The organism is Bradyrhizobium sp. PSBB068 (assembly GCA_016839165.1).
In the GTDB taxonomy this organism is placed as follows: domain Bacteria; phylum Pseudomonadota; class Alphaproteobacteria; order Rhizobiales; family Xanthobacteraceae; genus Bradyrhizobium.
In genome coordinates, this window is the sequence record CP069300.1 from 7,333,887 (window position 1) to 7,350,224 (window position 16,338).

General features: G+C 65.4%; 15 protein-coding genes. 9 read left to right on the top strand and 6 right to left on the bottom strand.

Annotated features, from left to right (window positions below; all coding sequences use genetic code 11):
• Window positions 1-23 precede the first annotated feature (23 nt).
• The 3 genes from JQ507_34010 to nth all read right to left on the bottom strand — a co-directional run bounded on the left by JQ507_34010 (window position 24) and on the right by nth (window position 3,645).
• Window positions 24-1,652: an MFS transporter gene (locus tag JQ507_34010; GenBank protein ID QRI69794.1), complete on the bottom strand. Its 1,629-nt coding sequence runs from the start codon at window positions 1,650-1,652 to the stop codon at window positions 24-26.
• Window positions 1,639-2,790: an HlyD family secretion protein gene (locus tag JQ507_34015; protein QRI69795.1), complete on the bottom strand. Its 1,152-nt coding sequence runs from the start codon at window positions 2,788-2,790 to the stop codon at window positions 1,639-1,641. The genes JQ507_34010 and JQ507_34015 overlap by 14 nt, the downstream gene beginning before the upstream one ends.
• Before the next feature lie 66 nt (window positions 2,791-2,856).
• Entirely contained in the window at window positions 2,857-3,645 is a 789-nt protein-coding gene (gene nth / locus JQ507_34020) for an endonuclease III (protein ID QRI69796.1), read from the bottom strand.
• Window positions 3,646-3,667: 22 nt separating this feature from the next.
• Here nth and JQ507_34025 point away from each other — a divergent pair, with 22 nt between their 5' ends.
• Window positions 3,668-4,213 carry a DUF2244 domain-containing protein gene (locus JQ507_34025; GenBank protein ID QRI69797.1) on the top strand — a complete coding sequence of 182 codons (546 nt, stop codon included), beginning with the start codon at window positions 3,668-3,670 and terminating at the stop codon, window positions 4,211-4,213.
• A gap of 57 nt (window positions 4,214-4,270) precedes the next feature.
• The gene (locus tag JQ507_34030) at window positions 4,271-5,167 is read left to right on the top strand and encodes a bifunctional helix-turn-helix domain-containing protein/methylated-DNA--[protein]-cysteine S-methyltransferase (GenBank protein QRI73632.1); all 897 of its coding nucleotides are present in this window, start codon (window positions 4,271-4,273) and stop codon (window positions 5,165-5,167) included.
• A 247-nt stretch (window positions 5,168-5,414) separates the two neighbouring features.
• On the opposite strand, the gene JQ507_34035 is transcribed toward JQ507_34030, so the two are convergent.
• A complete protein-coding gene (locus JQ507_34035; GenBank protein QRI69798.1) occupies window positions 5,415-6,806 on the bottom strand; it encodes an MFS transporter in 1,392 nt (463 codons plus the stop codon).
• A gap of 114 nt (window positions 6,807-6,920) precedes the next feature.
• Between JQ507_34035 and ggt the strand changes: the two genes are divergently transcribed.
• From ggt to JQ507_34050, 3 genes are all read left to right on the top strand, one after another.
• Window positions 6,921-8,666 carry a gamma-glutamyltransferase gene (gene ggt / locus JQ507_34040; protein ID QRI69799.1) on the top strand — a complete coding sequence of 582 codons (1,746 nt, stop codon included), beginning with the start codon at window positions 6,921-6,923 and terminating at the stop codon, window positions 8,664-8,666.
• Window positions 8,667-8,769: 103 nt separating this feature from the next.
• The gene (locus JQ507_34045; GenBank protein QRI69800.1) at window positions 8,770-10,068 is read left to right on the top strand and encodes an MFS transporter; all 1,299 of its coding nucleotides are present in this window, start codon (window positions 8,770-8,772) and stop codon (window positions 10,066-10,068) included.
• Between the two features lie 210 nt (window positions 10,069-10,278).
• Complete coding sequence (locus JQ507_34050; protein ID QRI69801.1) at window positions 10,279-11,154, top strand: NAD(P)-dependent oxidoreductase; 876 nt, start codon at window positions 10,279-10,281, stop codon at window positions 11,152-11,154.
• A 55-nt stretch (window positions 11,155-11,209) separates the two neighbouring features.
• Here JQ507_34050 and JQ507_34055 read toward each other — a convergent pair whose 3' ends face one another.
• Together JQ507_34055 and JQ507_34060 are read right to left on the bottom strand one after the other, a co-directional pair.
• Window positions 11,210-11,545 carry a GIY-YIG nuclease family protein gene (locus tag JQ507_34055; GenBank protein QRI69802.1) on the bottom strand — a complete coding sequence of 112 codons (336 nt, stop codon included), beginning with the start codon at window positions 11,543-11,545 and terminating at the stop codon, window positions 11,210-11,212.
• A gap of 115 nt (window positions 11,546-11,660) precedes the next feature.
• Window positions 11,661-12,326 carry a glutathione S-transferase gene (locus JQ507_34060; protein ID QRI69803.1) on the bottom strand — a complete coding sequence of 222 codons (666 nt, stop codon included), beginning with the start codon at window positions 12,324-12,326 and terminating at the stop codon, window positions 11,661-11,663.
• Window positions 12,327-12,457: 131 nt separating this feature from the next.
• Between JQ507_34060 and JQ507_34065 the strand changes: the two genes are divergently transcribed.
• The 4 genes from JQ507_34065 to panE all read left to right on the top strand — a co-directional run bounded on the left by JQ507_34065 (window position 12,458) and on the right by panE (window position 16,335).
• Window positions 12,458-13,045, top strand: a complete 588-nt coding sequence (locus tag JQ507_34065) for a DUF2239 family protein (protein ID QRI69804.1) — start codon at window positions 12,458-12,460, stop codon at window positions 13,043-13,045.
• Window positions 13,046-13,244: 199 nt separating this feature from the next.
• Window positions 13,245-14,600 carry an MATE family efflux transporter gene (locus tag JQ507_34070; protein ID QRI69805.1) on the top strand — a complete coding sequence of 452 codons (1,356 nt, stop codon included), beginning with the start codon at window positions 13,245-13,247 and terminating at the stop codon, window positions 14,598-14,600.
• A gap of 97 nt (window positions 14,601-14,697) precedes the next feature.
• Complete coding sequence (locus tag JQ507_34075; protein QRI69806.1) at window positions 14,698-15,303, top strand: 2-hydroxychromene-2-carboxylate isomerase; 606 nt, start codon at window positions 14,698-14,700, stop codon at window positions 15,301-15,303.
• Window positions 15,304-15,414: 111 nt separating this feature from the next.
• Window positions 15,415-16,335, top strand: coding sequence for a 2-dehydropantoate 2-reductase (gene panE / locus JQ507_34080; GenBank protein QRI69807.1), 921 nt, complete (start codon window positions 15,415-15,417; stop codon window positions 16,333-16,335).
• Window positions 16,336-16,338: the final 3 nt, after the last annotated feature.

The window sequence follows — 16,338 nt, forward strand, 5'->3', positions numbered from 1 at the left end:
TCCGGGCTGCGCCTTTCGCCAGATCAGGAAGCGGCGGCGCCGGGCCTGCGCAGCAGATTCTTCATGAAACCAAGCGACACCGGCGACAGCGGGCCCTGCGGCGCGCGGGTGATGAAGGCGACGAGGACCAGCGCCGCGATCGCGAGCCAGAAGCACAGCCAGAAGCCGTCAATATAGGCGAGCGTGTTGGCTTCGCGCTGCACTAGCGCCGCCAGCGTGCCGACGGCCCGCCCCATCGCCGTCCCCATGCCGTGACTGGAAAATTCACCCGCCAGCCGCTTCAGCAGATTCACGACGTCGACGTCGCCGCCCTGGACATGCTGTCCGAGATAATTCGAATGAATCTGCTCACGGACGCGCAGCCAGGTTCCCATCAATGCGATGCCGATCTCGGCGCCGCCGAGCCGCATGATCTGGATATAGGCCGCGAACGCGGTCGCCCGCGACGGGTCGGAGTTCGACAGCGCCATGATGATGATCGGCAGCAGCGTCAGCGCCTGCCCCACCGACGTGAGCAGGACGATGCCCGTGAAATCCTCCCGCGCCCAGACGTGGCTCAGCTGCGTGCCCCAGAGATTGGCGGCCGCGAAGGCCGAGAATCCGAACACCACGACGACGCGCGGATCGAGATGGCGGAGCAGGACGATTGAGATCGGCACCAGCACGAACATCGGCAGCGCGCCATAGGTGAACAGCAGCACGCCCGACTGCTCCGGCCGCAGCGCGCCGACGCTGCCGAGGAAATTCGGCACCAGCGACGAGTTCGACAGGCTGGTCAGCGTGTACAGCAGGATGACGATCAGCGAGAGCCCGATGTTGCGCGAGCACAGCACGTTGAAATGCGCCCAGGGCCGGGGCGCGACCATCTCGTTGATCACGAAGGCGATGATCAACAGCCCGCCCCCGATCAATAGCGCCATCACGGTGCCCGACGACAGCCAGTCCAGCCGGTTGCCCTGGTCGAGCCCGGCATAGACCATCGCGACGCCGGCGCCGAGCAGCAGCATACCGCCCCAATCGGCATGGTGCAGCAGGTCGCGATTGACCGGCTCCTTCGGCGTGCCGAGATAGACCATCAGGCCCATCAGCGGCGCGATCACCACGCCCTGCCAGTACAGCCACTGCCAGCCCAGATGCTCGACATAGAAGCCGACCAGCGAGCTCGACGAGTCCAGCGCGAAGCCGACGCGGATCGAATACAACGCGATCCCCGGCACCCACCAGCGGATCGGCAGGTTGCGCAGGATGATCATCAGCGTCGCCGGCACGAAGGTGCCGAGCAGCATACCGTGCGCGATGCTGAGCGCGATCAGCGCCGTGTAGTCGCGCACGAACGGGATGGTCAGCGAGACCACGGCATAGATGAGGCTCGGAATGCCGAGCACGCGGCGCAGGCCGAACACGGTGGCGAGCCAGGCCACCGCGGGCGCCACGAAGATCTGCGAGCCGATCGCAGCGGTCGAGAGCCAGGCGCCCTCGTCGAAAGTGAGCGAGAACGCGCCGCGCAGATCGGGCAGCCCGACCGTGGTCAGGCGGCTGTCGAAATTCGCCAGGAACGCGCCGAGCAGCACGGCGACGACCGCGAACAGCGGATAGCGCGCGACGTCGCCGCGCGAGACCGGGCCGCGATCAGGGTCATCACTTTCCGGCATTGGCGACCGCCTCGCCGGTGTTGATCCTCGTCACGACCGACATGCCGGGCAGCAGGCGATCGAGCAATGGCTGGCCCTTGTCGAACTGGATCCGCACCGGAATCCGCTGCACCACCTTGGTGAAGTTGCCGGTTGCGTTGTCGGGCGGCAGCAGCGCGAATTGCGATCCGCTCGCCGGCGCGATGCGCTCGACGATGCCGCGCAGCGTCTGGCCGGAGAATGTATCCACGGTGACCGCGACCGGCTGACCCGGCTTGACGTTGGTCAGCTGGGTCTCCTTGTAATTGGCGATCACATAGACGTTCGGCAGCGGCACGACATTGACCAGGTTGGTGCCGATGTTGACGTAATCGCCGGGCTGCACCTGGCGCTCGCCGGTGACGCCGTCGAACGGCGCGGCGATCCTGGTGTAGCCGAGCTTGAGCTTGGCGGACGCAAGCAGGGCCTTGGCGGCGTCGAGATCGGCGGCGCGCTGCTTCTTGGTGCCTTGCAGGACCTCGAGCTGATGACGCTGCGCCGCGATCACCGCGCGGCTGGCCTGCACGTCGGCCTCCGACTTGGCGTAGGATGCGGTCGCCTGCTCGAGGCGCTGCCGCGTGCCGGCATCGGTTTGCGAGAGCGACTGCTGACGCTCCTGCTCCTGGCGCGCCAGGGTCTGCTGTGCCTCAGCGGACAGTCGCGAGGCCTCGGCCTGTGCGATCGTCGCATATTGCAGCTCGACCTGGTTGTTGAGGTTGTCGAGGGCGGCCTGCGCGCCGACCACGCCAGCCTCCGCCTGCGCGACCTGCGCCTGGTAATCGGCAGGATCGATCTGCACCAGGAGATCGCCGGCCTTGACGCGCTGGAAATCGGAGACGGCGACGGTCAACACCTCGCCCGAAACGCGGCTCGAGAGCTGGGTGAGCTCGGCCCGGACATAGGCATCATCGGTGGTCTGGATCGTCGCGCTGCCGACCCACGCGTTCCAGCGCGAGGTCGCCACGACGACGAAGGCGAGCGCGACGAGCACTGCAAACAGCGGAATCGCGAACCGGCGCCAGAAACCCCTGGTCGCAGATTTCGGTGCGTCTGGCGCTGTCGCCGGAGCAAGAGCCGGTTGGGTGACTCGTGGTGAACCCTCTTGAACCTGCTCTGTCACGCCACACTCCTCGGTCACGCACCGGAACGCCGGACGAGCCTCTTACCACACCACGCCGATCATGGCTCAGACGGTCTTCTCCGGCCACCGGCAGAGATCGTTGATCAGACATACCTCGCAACGCGGCCCGCGCGCGAGGCAGGTGTAGCGGCCATGCAGGATCAGCCAGTGATGGGCGTGCAGCATGAACTCGGTCGGGATCACCTTCTCCAATCCGAGCTCGACCTCGAGCGGCGTCTTGCCGGGCGCGAGCCCGGTGCGGTTGCCGACGCGAAACACGTGGGTGTCGACCGCCATCGTGCGTTCGCCGAACGCCATGTTGAGCACGACATTCGCAGTCTTGCGGCCGGCGCCGGGCAATGATTCGATTTCAGCGCGGGTGCGCGGCACCTCGCCGCCGAATTCGGCGATCAGCTTCTCCGATAGCGCGATGACGTTCTTGGCCTTGTTGCGATAGAGCCCGATGGTCTTGATGTAGTCGCGGACCTTTTCTTCGCCGAGCTCGAGCATCTTCTCCGGCGTGTCGGCGACCTCGAACAGCGGCCGCGTCGCCTTGTTGACGCCGGCGTCGGTCGCCTGCGCCGACAGCACCACTGCAACCAGCAGCGTGTAGGGGTTGAGGTGCTCGAGCTCGCCCTTCGGCTCGGGATTGGCCTTGCGGAACCGATCGAAGGCCTCGTAGACCTCCTCCGCCGTCCACGGCTTCGGCTTTGCAGCCTTCCTGGCGGCCTTTTTTGCGGGCGCCTTCTTTGCCGTGCCTTTGGACAGCGGCTTTGCCGCTTTCGCGACTTTCTTCTTCGGCGCCGACCGAACGCTTGAGGTGCCGGCGCGCTGAGAGCGGATGATTTTGGCCATGAACGGGATATACTGATACGTCATGACTGCAGGCAACGATTTTGATCCCGCGAACGACGCCGAGGCGGCCGGCACCGAGGCCGAGCCAAAGCTGTTCTCGGCGCTGCTGACACCGCATCGCTCGCTGAATCGCACCGGCTTCATCGTGCTGATGTCGCTCGTCACGGTGATCAGCTTCGTCGCCGGCGCGGTGTTCTGGTGGCTCGGCGCCTGGCCGATCTTCGGCTTCTTCGGCCTCGACGTGCTGGTGATCTATTGGGCCTTCAAGGTCAATTTCCGCACCGCCAAAGCGAGCGAGGAGATCACCGTCACGCCCTCGGAGCTGCGGGTGCGCAGGATCAGCCACCGCGGCCAAGTCGCCGAATGGGTGCTCAATCCGCTGTGGGTGCGGTTCGAGCAGATCTCGCACGAGGAGTTCGGCATCGAGCGGCTTTATCTGGTCTCCCGGGGCCGCCGGGTCAGCGTCGGCAGCTTCCTGAGCCCGGACGAAAAGGCCAGTTTTTCCAAGGCCTTGACCACGGCGTTGAACACCGCGAAGCGCGGCCCCACTTACAACCCCGTCGTCTAATCGCGCTTGTCGGAAATCGGGTGGTTTGGATGCGCCATGGCTCCTAAATCAGACACCATGATGACACTCGCCATACACGACCAGCGCCTGGCCAAGCCGGGCCTCCAGAACGCCGCGCTGCGCGACTATGACTCGGTGCGGCGCGCCATCGCGTTCATCTCGGAGCATTGGCGGACGCAGCCGACCATCGAAGCGATGGCCGATGCCGCCGCCGTCACGCCGGATGAACTGCACCATCTGTTCCGCCGCTGGGCCGGGCTGACGCCGAAAGCCTTCATGCAGGCGCTGACGCTGGACCACGCCAAGAACCTGTTGCGCGATTCCGCCAGCGTGCTCGACGCGGCGCTCGACTCCGGCCTATCCGGACCGGGACGGCTGCACGATCTGTTCGTCACCCATGAGGCGATGTCGCCGGGCGAATGGAAGACCGGCGGCGGCGGCATGACGCTGCGCTACGGCTTCCACCCCTCGCCGTTCGGCACCGCGATCGTGATCGCGACGGACCGCGGGCTCGCAGGTCTTGCCTTCGCCGACCCCGGCGACGAGCAGACCGCCTTCGCCGACATGAAGCGGCGCTGGCCAAACGCGACCTATGTCGAGGACACCGACGGCACCACCGCTTTGGCGCAGCGCGTGTTCGACACGCGGTTATGGCGGGCGGACCAGCCGCTGCGCGTCGTTCTGATCGGCACCGACTTCGAGGTGCGGGTGTGGGAAACGCTGCTCAAGATCCCGATGGGCCGCGCGGTGAGCTATTCCGACATCGCCTGCAACATCAACAGCCCGAAGGCCTCGCGCGCCGTCGGCGCCGCGGTCGGCCGCAACCCGGTGTCGTTCGTGGTGCCCTGCCACCGCGCCCTCGGCAAGAGCGGCGCACTGACCGGCTACCACTGGGGTATCACCCGAAAGCAGGCGATGCTCGGCTGGGAAGCCGGCCAGGTCGGGTTGCACTGATAAAAGCATGATCCGGAAACGTGCGAAGCGGTTTCTCGAAAAGATCATGCTCAAACAAAGAGCTGAAGCGCGATGACGATTCAACCAAATATCATCGCGCTTTAGTGCGCAATTGCGCACGGGAGCAGGGACCCATAATCACAGGCGTGCGTTGTTAGAACGCGTTGGGCTCCAGCACGCCTACTTTGAACATCCGTGGTCATGGGTCCCGGCTCGCGCTTCGCTTGGCCGGGACGACGATCGTAAGTTACTGGCGCACCCTCGCCAGCAGCGCCAGTCCCACCACGAAAAACCCCACCAGCACCGCCATGCCGGCTTTTTGGCTCGCGGTGGCCGCGGTGATCGTACCGATCAGCAGCGGGCCGATGAACGACGTCACCTTTCCCGTCAGCGCAAACAAGCCGAAATATTGCGCGATGCGATCCTTCGGCGCGAGGCGGATCAAGAGCGAGCGCGAGGCTGCCTGCAGCGGCGCGCCGGTGGCCCCGATCAGGCAGCCCAGCACGATATAGGCGCGCTCGGCCACGCCCGCGAACAACGGACCGCCGGGCACCGGCGGCGCGACCGGGATGAACAGGATGGAATCCTTGTTCACGGTGAGGATCACGACGATCGCAAACAGCAGGATGATGAGGCTGCCGGTGATCACGCGCTTCGGCCCGAACGCATCGTCGAGCTTGCCGCCGATCCAGCCGCCGAACGTCCCGGCAATCGCGAGGATGATACCGAAAGTGCCGATCCGGATCGTATCCCAGCCGAACGTGCCGGCGGCATAGATGCCGCCGAACGCGAACAGCGAGACCAGCCCGTCGGTGTAGATCATGTTCGCCAGCAGGAACCACGCCAGCGATGTCTGCTTCGGCAGGCTTCGCAATGATTCCCTGAGGTCGCGCAGGCCTTCGCCGAGCGCCTCGCGTATCGGTCGCTTCGCCGGGTAGTCCGGCGTGAACAGGAACATCGGCGTCACGAAGATGATGAACCACAGCCCGGTCAGCGGCCCGGTGATGCGGTCGCCCTCGTGCATGACCGGATCGAGCCCGAACAGCGGCGTGAAGCCGAACAGCGTCTTGCCGGTCTCCGCATTGGCGGCAAGGAAGCCGAGCACCAACACGAGACTGAGGATGCCGCCGACATAGCCGGTGGCCCAGCCGGTGCCCGAGAGGCGCCCGATCCGGTCGGGCGGCACCAGCGTCGGCATCATCGCATTATTGAACACGGTCGCGAATTCGACGCCGACACTGGCGATCGCGTAGGCCAGCAGCAGCATCGGGATGATGTCTGGATTGCCTGGCTTGCCGATCCACATCGCGCTCGCGCCGATCACGAGCAGCGCGCCGAACACCGCGATCCATGGCTTGCGCCGGCCGCTGGCATCGGCGATTGCACCGAGCAGCGGCGACAGCAGCGCGATCGCAAGCCCCGCCGCGGCAGTCGCAAAGCCCCACAGCGCCTGCCCGCTCGCGGCATCTGATGCGACGAAGCTCGCGAAATAGGGAGCGAACACGAAGGTCGTGATCAGCGTGAAGTAAGGCTGCGCGGCCCAGTCGAAGAAGATCCAGCTGATGACGGCAGCGCGGCCGGGATAGACCTTGGTGGTGGCCTTCGCTTCGCCGGTGCCCGTCTGCAGTGTTGCCGTCATCGCGAAAGATATTCCTTGAGCTCAACTACAGGCAGGCTTTTGCCGCTTCGATCCGTTCCCATATAGCATGAGCCGGTTTTGCTGATACGGCGACCAACAGGGCAGGACACTTCGATGGCGCTGACAGCAACGATGTCGCGGCGGCTGTTTGCCGCTCTCCTGGTAATCGGCATCGCTGCGCCCGCCCTCGGTCAGGTCCAGCGCCGCGCCTACGAGCCTTCAGCCACTGATACGACCAGCAGTATTCACGCCGAAAGCGGCATGGTGGTGGCGCAGGAGAAACTCGCGGCGCGGGTCGGCGCCGACATCCTGCGACAGGGCGGCAATGCGGTCGACGCCGCGGTCGCCACCGGCTTTGCGATGGCGGTGACCTATCCGCGCGCCGGCAATATCGGCGGCGGCGGTTTCATGGTGATCCATCTCGCCGGCCACAATGAAGATGTCGCGATCGACTATCGCGAGACCGCGCCGCAAGCTGCAACGCGCGACATGTTCCTCAATGCCGAGGGCAAGCCCGATCCCGACAAATCGCGCAACTCCGCGCTTGCGATCGGCGTGCCCGGCACGGTCGCAGGCCTTGCGCTGGCGCTGGAGAAATACGGCTCGGGCAAATTCACACTGGCGCAGATCCTCAAACCCGCGATCGACCTGGCGCGCGACGGCTTCATCGTCACCGATGATACGTCCGATACGCTGTCCGACATGTATCGCCGGATGTCGCGCTGGCCGAATTCGGCCAGGGCGTTCTCGCACGCCGACGGCACACCGCTGCATGAGGGTGACCGCCTGATCCAGGGCGATCTCGCCGGCGTACTGACCGCGATCGCCGAACAGGGACCGCGCGGCTTCTACGAAGGCGCGGTTGCCGAAAAGCTGGTCAGCGGGATCAAGAATGCCGGCGGCATCTTCACGCTTGCCGATCTGAAATCCTACCAGCCGGTGATCCGCGCGCCGATCCGCGGCAGCTATCGCGGCCACGATATCGTCTCGATGCCGCAGCCTTCGTCCGGCGGCGTGGTGCTGCTGGAGATCCTCAACATCCTCGAGGGCTTTCCGATGTCCGACATGAAGCAGGGTTCGGCCGCCTCTCTGCATGTCATGATCGAGGCGATGAAGCGGGCCTATGCCGATCGCGCCCGCTATCTCGGCGATCCCGCCTTCGTCGACGCGCCGACGCAATTGCTGGTCGACAAGGACTATGCCGCAAGGCAACGCGCGACCATCGACCTTGCCCGGGCCACGCCCTGGACCGACGTGCGCAACGCCAAGCAGCCGCATGAGGGCGACAACACCACGCATTATTCGGTCGTCGATGCCAGCGGCAACGCCGTCAGCAACACCTACACGCTGAATTTTCCCTACGGCGTCGGCCTGGTTGCGGAGGGCACCGGCGTATTGCTCAACAACGAGCTCGACGATTTCACCGCCGCCCCCGGCGCCTCCAACGCGTTCGGGCTGGTCGGCTTCGAGGCCAATCTGCCGGGACCCGGCAAACGCCCGCTGTCGTCGATGTCGCCGACCATCGTGCTGAAGGACGGCAAGCCGGTGCTGGTGACCGGATCGCCCGGCGGCAGCCGCATCATATCAGCCGTGACGCAGATCATCGTCGACGTCATCGACTACAGGATGGACATCGCAGCCGCGGTCGCGGCACCCCGCATCCACCATCAATGGCTGCCCGACGAGGTCCGGATCGAGCGCGGCTTTCCCGACGAGGTGCTGGCCGAGCTGAAGGCCAAAGGGCACAAGCTGGTCGAGCCGCTCGGCTACTCCTCCGCGAACTCGATCGTGGTTACGACCAATGGTCTGCTCGGCGCGCCGGATCCGCGCACGCGAGGCTCAGAGGCCGCCGGGTACTAAAGGCGGCTTTGCTCTGCCTGTGACATCGCGATAGATTGGCGATCCGCGCAACTCCGGCCGCGGATCGCAAACAGCCGGTGAAAGATTTCTCCGGGGAACGCGCATGAGCACGGCCGAATCCAAAACGATCGAAGTCGCAGAGATCGAGGACACCAGCCTCCTCGCCTTCTACCGCGACATGAATTTGCAGGAGCGGCGCACGTTCTGGGCCTGCGCCTCGGGCTGGACGCTCGACGGCATGGATTTCATGATCTATCCGCTTGTGATCGGCACCATCATCACGCTGTGGAAAGTCGATGCCGGCACCGCCGGGCTCGCCGGTACCGTGACGCTGCTGGCCTCCGCGGTCGGCGGCTGGCTCGGCGGCTATCTCTCCGACCGGATCGGGCGGGTGAAGACGCTGCAGCTCACCATCATCTGGTTCTCGTTCTTTTCGCTGGTCTGCGCCGTGGTGCAGAATTTCGACCAGCTGCTGATCGCCCGCGCGCTGCTCGGCCTCGGCTTCGGCGGCGAATGGGCGGCCGGCGCGGTGCTGATCGGCGAGGCCATCCGCCCGCAATATCGCGGCCGCGCGGTCGGCTCGGTGCAGTCGGGCTGGGCGATCGGCTGGGGCCTTGCGGTGCTGGCGCAGGCGATCCTGTTCTCGGTCCTGCCGGCGGAAAACGCCTGGCGCTGGATGTTCGTGATCGGCGCGCTGCCGGCGCTGCTGGTGTTCTATCTGCGCCGCTATGTCACCGAGCCGGAGATCTCCGCCGCGACCATGGCGCAGCAGCAGGCGTCCGGCACCGGACCCGCCGCGCTATGGGAGATATTCCAGGGACCGATCCTGAAGACCACCCTGCTGGCCTCGCTGGTCGGCACCGGCATGCAGGGCGGCTACTACGCCATCACCTTCTGGGTGCCGCGCTTCCTGACCACCGAGCGGAAGCTCTCCGTGGTCGGCTCGACCGGCTATCTCGCGACGCTGATCATCGGCTCCTTCATCGGCTACCTGGTCGGCGCCTGGCTTGCCGACCGGATCGGCCGGCGCAATTTGTTCCTGATCTTCTCGATCGGCGCCATCGCGGTGGTGCTGCTCTATACCCAATTGCCGCTGTCCAACGAGGTGCTGTGGGTGCTGGGCTTCCCGCTCGGCTTCTTTGCCTCGGGTTACTTCTCCGGCATGGGCGCATTCCTGACCGAGCTGTATCCGACCCGGCTGCGCGGCTCAGGCCAGGGCTTCTGCTACAATTTCGGCCGCGGCGTCGGCGCGCTGTTTCCGTTCCTGGTCGGCGCGCTGTCGACCACGACGACGCTCGCCAACGCGATCGCGATCTTCGCGGTCGCGGCCTATGCCGTGTTCTTCATCGCCGCCTACGCGCTGCCGGAAACGCGCGGCCGCGTGTTGCATGCGGGTGGGTAGAACGTGAGGTGATGTGATGGCCGTCCCGCTTGCTCCGCTTCGCCTCTCCCCTTGTGGGAGAGGCCGGATTGCATCGAGAGATGCAATCCGGGTGAGGGGTCGCGGTCTATCCAAGCAGTATGCCGTACGGAGAGGTACCCCTCACCCCCAACCCTCTCCCACAAGGGGAGAGGGAGCCGTCGGTTTGTGCTTCCCTCACAGGAGGTTCTCATGACATCGCTCAAAGGCAAGACGCTGTTCATCTCGGGTGCGAGCCGCGGCATTGGGCTCGCGATCGCGCTGCGGGCGGCGCGTGACGGCGCCAATGTTGCGATCGCGGCGAAGACCGCCGAGCCGCATCCCAAGCTGAAGGGCACGATCTACACTGCCGCCGACGAGGTCCGCGCCGCCGGCGGTAAGGCGCTGCCTGTGATCTGCGACATCAGGGACGAGGCGCAGGTGATGGCGGCGATCGCGCAGACGGTTGCCGAGTTCGGCGGCATCGACGTCTGTGTCAACAATGCCAGCGCGATCAGCCTGACCAATTCGCAGGCCACCGACATGAAACGCTACGACCTCATGATGGGAATCAACACCCGCGGCACCTTCATGGTTTCGAAATACTGCATTCCACACCTGAAGAAGGCGGAGAACCCGCACATCCTGATGCTGTCGCCGCCGCTCGACATGAAGACCAAATGGTTCGAGCACTCGACCGCCTACACGATGGCGAAATTCGGCATGAGCATGTGCGTGCTGGGGCTCGCCGGCGAGCTGAAATCGGCCGGTGTCGCCGTCAACGCGCTGTGGCCGCGCACCACGATCGCGACCGCCGCGGTCGGCAATCTGCTCGGTGGCGATGCCATGATGCGCGCGAGCCGTACGCCGGAGATCATGGGCGATGCGGCCTATGCGATCATCACCCGGCCATCGCGCGAGTTTACCGGGCATTTCTGCATCGACGACAAGGTGCTCTATGCCAACGGCGTGCGCGACTTCGAGCCCTATCGCGTCGATCCCTCGGTGCCGCTGATGTCGGATTTCTTCGTCCCCGATGACGACGTGCCGCCACCCGGCGTCACCGTGCAGGCACTGCCGTCGCCCTGAAGCATGATCCGGAAAAGTGCGAAGCGGTTTTCCGGAAAGATCATGCTCAAAACGGTTACACCGCAGCCGCATCTAACTGCGTGCGCCAGTGCGCCACGCGCTCCTTGAGCAGCGTGTCGCGCACATAGGCGAGCTCCTCGTCCTTGATCCGCTCCAACGTCTCGAGCGACAGATTGTCCGCGCCATGCGCCGCCCAGGCGCGTTGCAGCTCGGCATTGCGATGATTGCCCATCCGCAGCGTGAACCAGATGCGGTTCTGGATTTTTTCCAGATCGAGCGCCTGCCCGACCCAGACCGCGCCGGTCGCGCGACAGCGGATCGCGAACACGCCGGCTGCGCTCTCACGCTTCTTGTAGTCGGCGATGGCCTGCTTGCGGTCCTCGGTCTTCATGGCGGCTCCTTTTGGTTTGGGCACGCCATTTATACCCGGGCATTATTGACGTGGCAATAATACCCGGATATAAATAGAGACATCAAAACCCGAGCTGCCGGCTATGAATGCGAATCTATCGACCAACCTCGTACGGCCCGCCCTTCTCCAACGCCCGCGCATAGGCCGGGCGGGCGTGGATGCGCTCGAGGAATGCGACGCATCGGGGGTGGCCGTCCTCGAGCCCGCCGCGCGCGGCGGCCGCCTCCAGCGGAAAGCTCATCTGGATGTCGGCGCCGGAGAAGTCGTTGCCGGCGAACCATTCGCTCTTGCCGAGCTCGCCTTCCCAATAGGCCATGTGCTGCTTGAGCTGCGGATTGACCAGCGTCGACAGCGCCGTGTTGGACACCTTGCGCACCAGCGGCCGCAGCAGCGCCGGCGCGCGCTTCGGCATCAGCGTGAACAGCAGCTTCAGCAGCAGCGGCGTCATCGCCGAGCCCTCGGCGTAGTGCAGCCAATAGGTGTAGCGCAGCCGCTCGGGCGTATCGGCCGGCGGGATCAGGCGGCCGTTGCCGTAGGTCGCGATGATGTATTCGAGGATCGCGCCGGATTCCGCGATGGTGTTGCCGTTGTCGGTGACGACGGGCGACTTGCCGAGCGGATGGATCGCGCGCAGCTCCTTCGGCGCCCGCATGTCGGGCTGCCGCTGGTAGCGCACGATCTCGTAAGGAACGCCCAATTCCTCGAGCAGCCACAGCACGCGCTGCGAACGGGAATTGTTGAGGTGATGAACCGTCAGCATGGGCGTCCTCTGAACTATCGGTGCAATCGGGCGGCGCTTGGTGCCAGCCGGGAACGGGAAAGTCGAGATCCGCGCACCACGATTGCCCGGAATTGTCGGGGCAATGGGTCGCGCAATCGGAGAGCTCTACCATGAATCCTGCTTATGTCGCTTTCGAAGGCGAGCAGCGCATCGCCGCCGGCGACCTCCCTGAGGTGGCCCGCGCCGCCAAGCAGCTGCTCGACCGGCGCGCTGATGCCGCGGTCCTGGTGTTCAACGGCCGCACCTCGGCCCTGGTCGATATCGATTTCCGCGGCTCGGTCGACGACGTGCTGGCGCGGTTGCCCAAGCACGCCCGACCGCTCGACGACGAGCCGGCGCCGCCGGCCGCGCCGCGCGGGCCCGGTCGGCCGAAGCTCGGCGTCGTGGCGCGCGAGATCACGCTGTTGCCGCGGCACTGGGACTGGCTCGCGCAACAGAAGGGTGGCGCATCAGTTGCGATCCGCAGGCTGGTCGACGAGGCGCGGCGCGCCAGCGGCGACAAGGATCGCACGCGCAGCGCGCAGGAAGCCGCCTATCGCTTCATGACGACAATGGGCGGCAACCGGCCGCATTACGAGGAGGCGATCCGTGCGCTGTTCGCGCACGACCGGCGCCGCTTTGCGACGCTGATCGCGGACTGGCCAGCCGATATCCGCGACCACGCGATCAGCCTCGCCTATAGCGATCAAGCGGATTAGCGACCGATGATGTACAGCAGCCACGAATGAGCTGCGCCCCTCTCCCGCTTGCGGGGGAAGGTTGGGGTGAGGGTTTCGCCGCTCGCGACACTCTTCGTGTGGCGAGAGCCCCCGATGCGATCCGGCCTCCCCCGCAAGCGGGAGAGGTGTAGCGAGTATGCCGCCTGACCTAAAACGCACCAGCCCCCATCGTCGGAAATTGAACGTGTCCAACCCTCCCTCCTTGCGCAGATCCTTCCTGTTCTTCCTCGCGCCCATGCTGCTGAGCAACGTGCTGCAATCGCTGTTCGGCACCATCAACGGCGTCTATCTCGGCCAGATGATCGGGGTCGACGCGCTGGCCGCGGCGTCGGTGTTCTTCCCGGTGATGTTCTTCTTCATCTCCTTCGTGATCGGCCTCAGCGCGGGTGCCTCCGTCATGATCGGCCAGGCCTGGGGCGCCGGTGAGCCCGAACGGGTGAAGGCCGTTGCCGGCACGACCATGACCGTGACGCTGCTGCTGGCGCTTGCGATTGCGATCGCAGGCGGCCTGTTCGCCCGCCCGCTCCTGATCGCGCTCGCCACGCCGCCTGACGTCCTCGACGCCGCGGTGTCCTATGCGCGGATCATGATGATTACGATGCCGGTGACCTTCGCGTTCCTGCTGCTCGCGGCGATGATGCGTGGCGTCGGTGACACCGTGACGCCGCTGGTGGCGTTGACGGTCTCGACCGTCGTCGGCCTCGTGGTGACGCCCGCGTTGATCCGCGGCTGGCTCGGGCTGCCGATGCTGGGCGTCGCGAGCGCCGCGATCGCCTCCGCCGTCTCGGGCGTCGTGACATTGCTCTGGCTGCATGTCCACATGCTGCGGAACAAGCATCCGCTCGCGTTCGACGCGGCATTCCTGCACGCCATGCGGCCGAACGGTGCCCTGCTCCGTATCGTGTTGCGGCTCGGCATTCCCACAGCGATCGGCATGGTGGTGGTCTCGCTCGCCGAACTGGTGCTGCTCGGCCTCGTCAACGGGTTCGGCTCGGACGCGACCGCAGCCTATGGCGCGGTCAACCAGGTGATCGGCTATGTGCAGTTTCCGGCGATCTCGATCGCCATCACGACCTCGATCTTCGGCGCGCAGGCGATCGGCCGCGGCGATTCCAACCGGGTCGGCGCCATCGTCAGAACCGGGATCGAGATGAACTTGTGGCTCACCGGCGGGCTGGTCGTGCTCGGCTATCTCTTTGCGCGGCCGCTGATGGGCTTCTTCATCAGGGACAGTGCCGTCCTCGCGCTCGCGCAGCAGCTGCTCTACATCGTGCTGTGGAGCATGGTGCTGTTCGGCATGGCGACGGTGTTCTCGGGTGCGATGCGCGCCGGCGGCACGGTGTGGATGCCGCTGTTCCTCTCGACCCTGGCGATCGCACTGGTCGAGGTGCCGGTCGCGATCGTGCTCAGCCGGGCCATCGGCATCACCGGCATCTGGATCGCCTACCCGGTCACCTTCGCGACCATGTTCCTGCTGCAGATGGCCTATTACGCCCTGGTATGGCGCAAGCAGACCATCAGGCGACTGATTTGACATCGCGCGCCGCGGCTCACATGATGAGTATCATATTCTACCGATGGCGCCTGCGACGACAGGTCCATGCTAGACAAGCCCAAAGGGAGCGACCGCCGTGAGCCCAAATCCGCAATTCCTGTTCGATTTCGGCAGCCCCAACGCGTTCCTCAGCCATGAGGCGATCCCGGCGATCGAGAAGCGCACCGGCGTCAAGTTCGAATATGTCCCGATCCTGCTCGGCGGCATCTTCAAGGCCACCAACAACAAGTCGCCGGCCGAGACGCTGGCAGGCGTCAAGAACAAGCCCGAATTCATGAAGATCGAGACCGAGCGCTTCCTCAAGCGCTTCAACGTCAAGCCCTATGTCTGGAACCCGTTCTTCCCGGTCAACACGCTGAACCTGATGCGCGCGGCGGTCGCCGCCCAGCTCGAAGGCGTGTTCGAGAGATATATCGAGGCGGCTTTCCACCACATGTGGGTCGAGCCGAAGAAGATGGACGATCCCGAGATCGCGGGCAAAGCGATCGCCTCCTCCGGCCTGGACGCCGCAAAACTGTTCGCCCGCGCGCAGGATGCCGATGTCAAGGCCAAGCTGATCGAATATACCCAGTCGGCCGTCGAGCGCGGCGCGTTCGGCTCACCGACCTTCTTCGTCGGCAAGGAGATCTTCTTCGGCAAGGAGCAGCTGCGCGAAGTCGAGGAATTGGTGTCGGGAAAGTGAGATGAGCGGACGGCGAATAGCGAGTAGCGAATAGCCGGTTCAGATCCCTATTTATCCGCCATTCGGGCTTCGCCCGCTCCCCGGGGCAACAACAAAGAAGGACAAATTCCCATGCGCGTTCTCGTGGTCGGCGCCGGTGCGATCGGCGGTTATTTCGGCGGCCGGATGCTTCAGGCCGGCCGCGACGTCACGTTCCTGGTGCGGCCCCGCCGCGCCGCCGAGCTCGCCTCCGCGGGGCTCGTGATCAAGAGCCCGAACGGCGATGTCACGCTGAACAATCCGCCGACGGTGCAGGCCGACAAGCTCTCCGACAAATTCGACGTCGTGCTGCTGAGCTGCAAGGCGTTCGACCTCGAGGACGCGATCAAGTCGTTCGCGCCAGCGGTCGGCGACAAGACCGCGATCGTCCCGCTGCTCAACGGCATGCTGCATCTCGATGCGCTCGACAAGACGTTCGGCGCCCAGCACGTGCTTGGCGGTCTCTGTGCGATCGCGGCGACGCTGAATGAAAAGCGCGAGGTGGTGCAGCTGCAGCCGATGCAGTCCCTGGCTTTCGGTGAACGCGCCGGCGGGCTGTCGGACCGGGTGCGCGCGATCGCCGAGACCTTCTCCGCGATCAACGGCGCGGCCGCCAGCGAGCACGTGATGCAGGACATGTGGGAGAAGTGGGTATTCCTGGCCTCGCTCGCCGCGTCCACCAGCCTGATGCGGACCTCGGTCGGCAACATCCTGGCCGCGCCCGGCGGCAGGGATTTCCTGCTCGGCATCCTCGACGAATGCAGCGCGATCGCCGCCGATGCCGGGCACATGCCGGGCGGCCCGTTCTTCCAACGTACCCGCGGGCTCTTGACCACCGAAGGCTCGCCGATGACCGCCTCGATGTTCCGCGACATCAAGGCCGGGCTGCCGGTCGAAGCCGATCACGTGATCGGCGACCTGATCGTGCGCGCCGACGCGGCCAAGATCCCGGTGCCGAAGCTGCGCACGGCCTACACGCATCTCAAGGCGTATGAGAAGCAGCGGCAGGCGTAATAC

Excerpts from the sequence above, each read along its gene's own strand:
- JQ507_34010 (QRI69794.1), bottom strand. The coding sequence starts at position 1,652 with ATGCCGGAAAGTGATGACCCTGATCGCGGCCCGGTCTCGCGCGGCGAC.
- nth (QRI69796.1), bottom strand. The coding sequence starts at position 3,645 with ATGGCCAAAATCATCCGCTCTCAGCGCGCCGGCACCTCAAGCGTTCGG.
- JQ507_34025 (QRI69797.1), top strand. The coding sequence starts at position 3,668 with ATGACTGCAGGCAACGATTTTGATCCCGCGAACGACGCCGAGGCGGCC.
- JQ507_34030 (QRI73632.1), top strand. The coding sequence starts at position 4,271 with ATGATGACACTCGCCATACACGACCAGCGCCTGGCCAAGCCGGGCCTC.
- JQ507_34035 (QRI69798.1), bottom strand. The coding sequence starts at position 6,806 with ATGACGGCAACACTGCAGACGGGCACCGGCGAAGCGAAGGCCACCACC.
- ggt (QRI69799.1), top strand. The coding sequence starts at position 6,921 with ATGGCGCTGACAGCAACGATGTCGCGGCGGCTGTTTGCCGCTCTCCTG.
- JQ507_34045 (QRI69800.1), top strand. The coding sequence starts at position 8,770 with ATGAGCACGGCCGAATCCAAAACGATCGAAGTCGCAGAGATCGAGGAC.
- JQ507_34050 (QRI69801.1), top strand. The coding sequence starts at position 10,279 with ATGACATCGCTCAAAGGCAAGACGCTGTTCATCTCGGGTGCGAGCCGC.
- JQ507_34055 (QRI69802.1), bottom strand. The coding sequence starts at position 11,545 with ATGAAGACCGAGGACCGCAAGCAGGCCATCGCCGACTACAAGAAGCGT.
- JQ507_34060 (QRI69803.1), bottom strand. The coding sequence starts at position 12,326 with ATGCTGACGGTTCATCACCTCAACAATTCCCGTTCGCAGCGCGTGCTG.
- JQ507_34065 (QRI69804.1), top strand. The coding sequence starts at position 12,458 with ATGAATCCTGCTTATGTCGCTTTCGAAGGCGAGCAGCGCATCGCCGCC.
- panE (QRI69807.1), top strand. The coding sequence starts at position 15,415 with ATGCGCGTTCTCGTGGTCGGCGCCGGTGCGATCGGCGGTTATTTCGGC.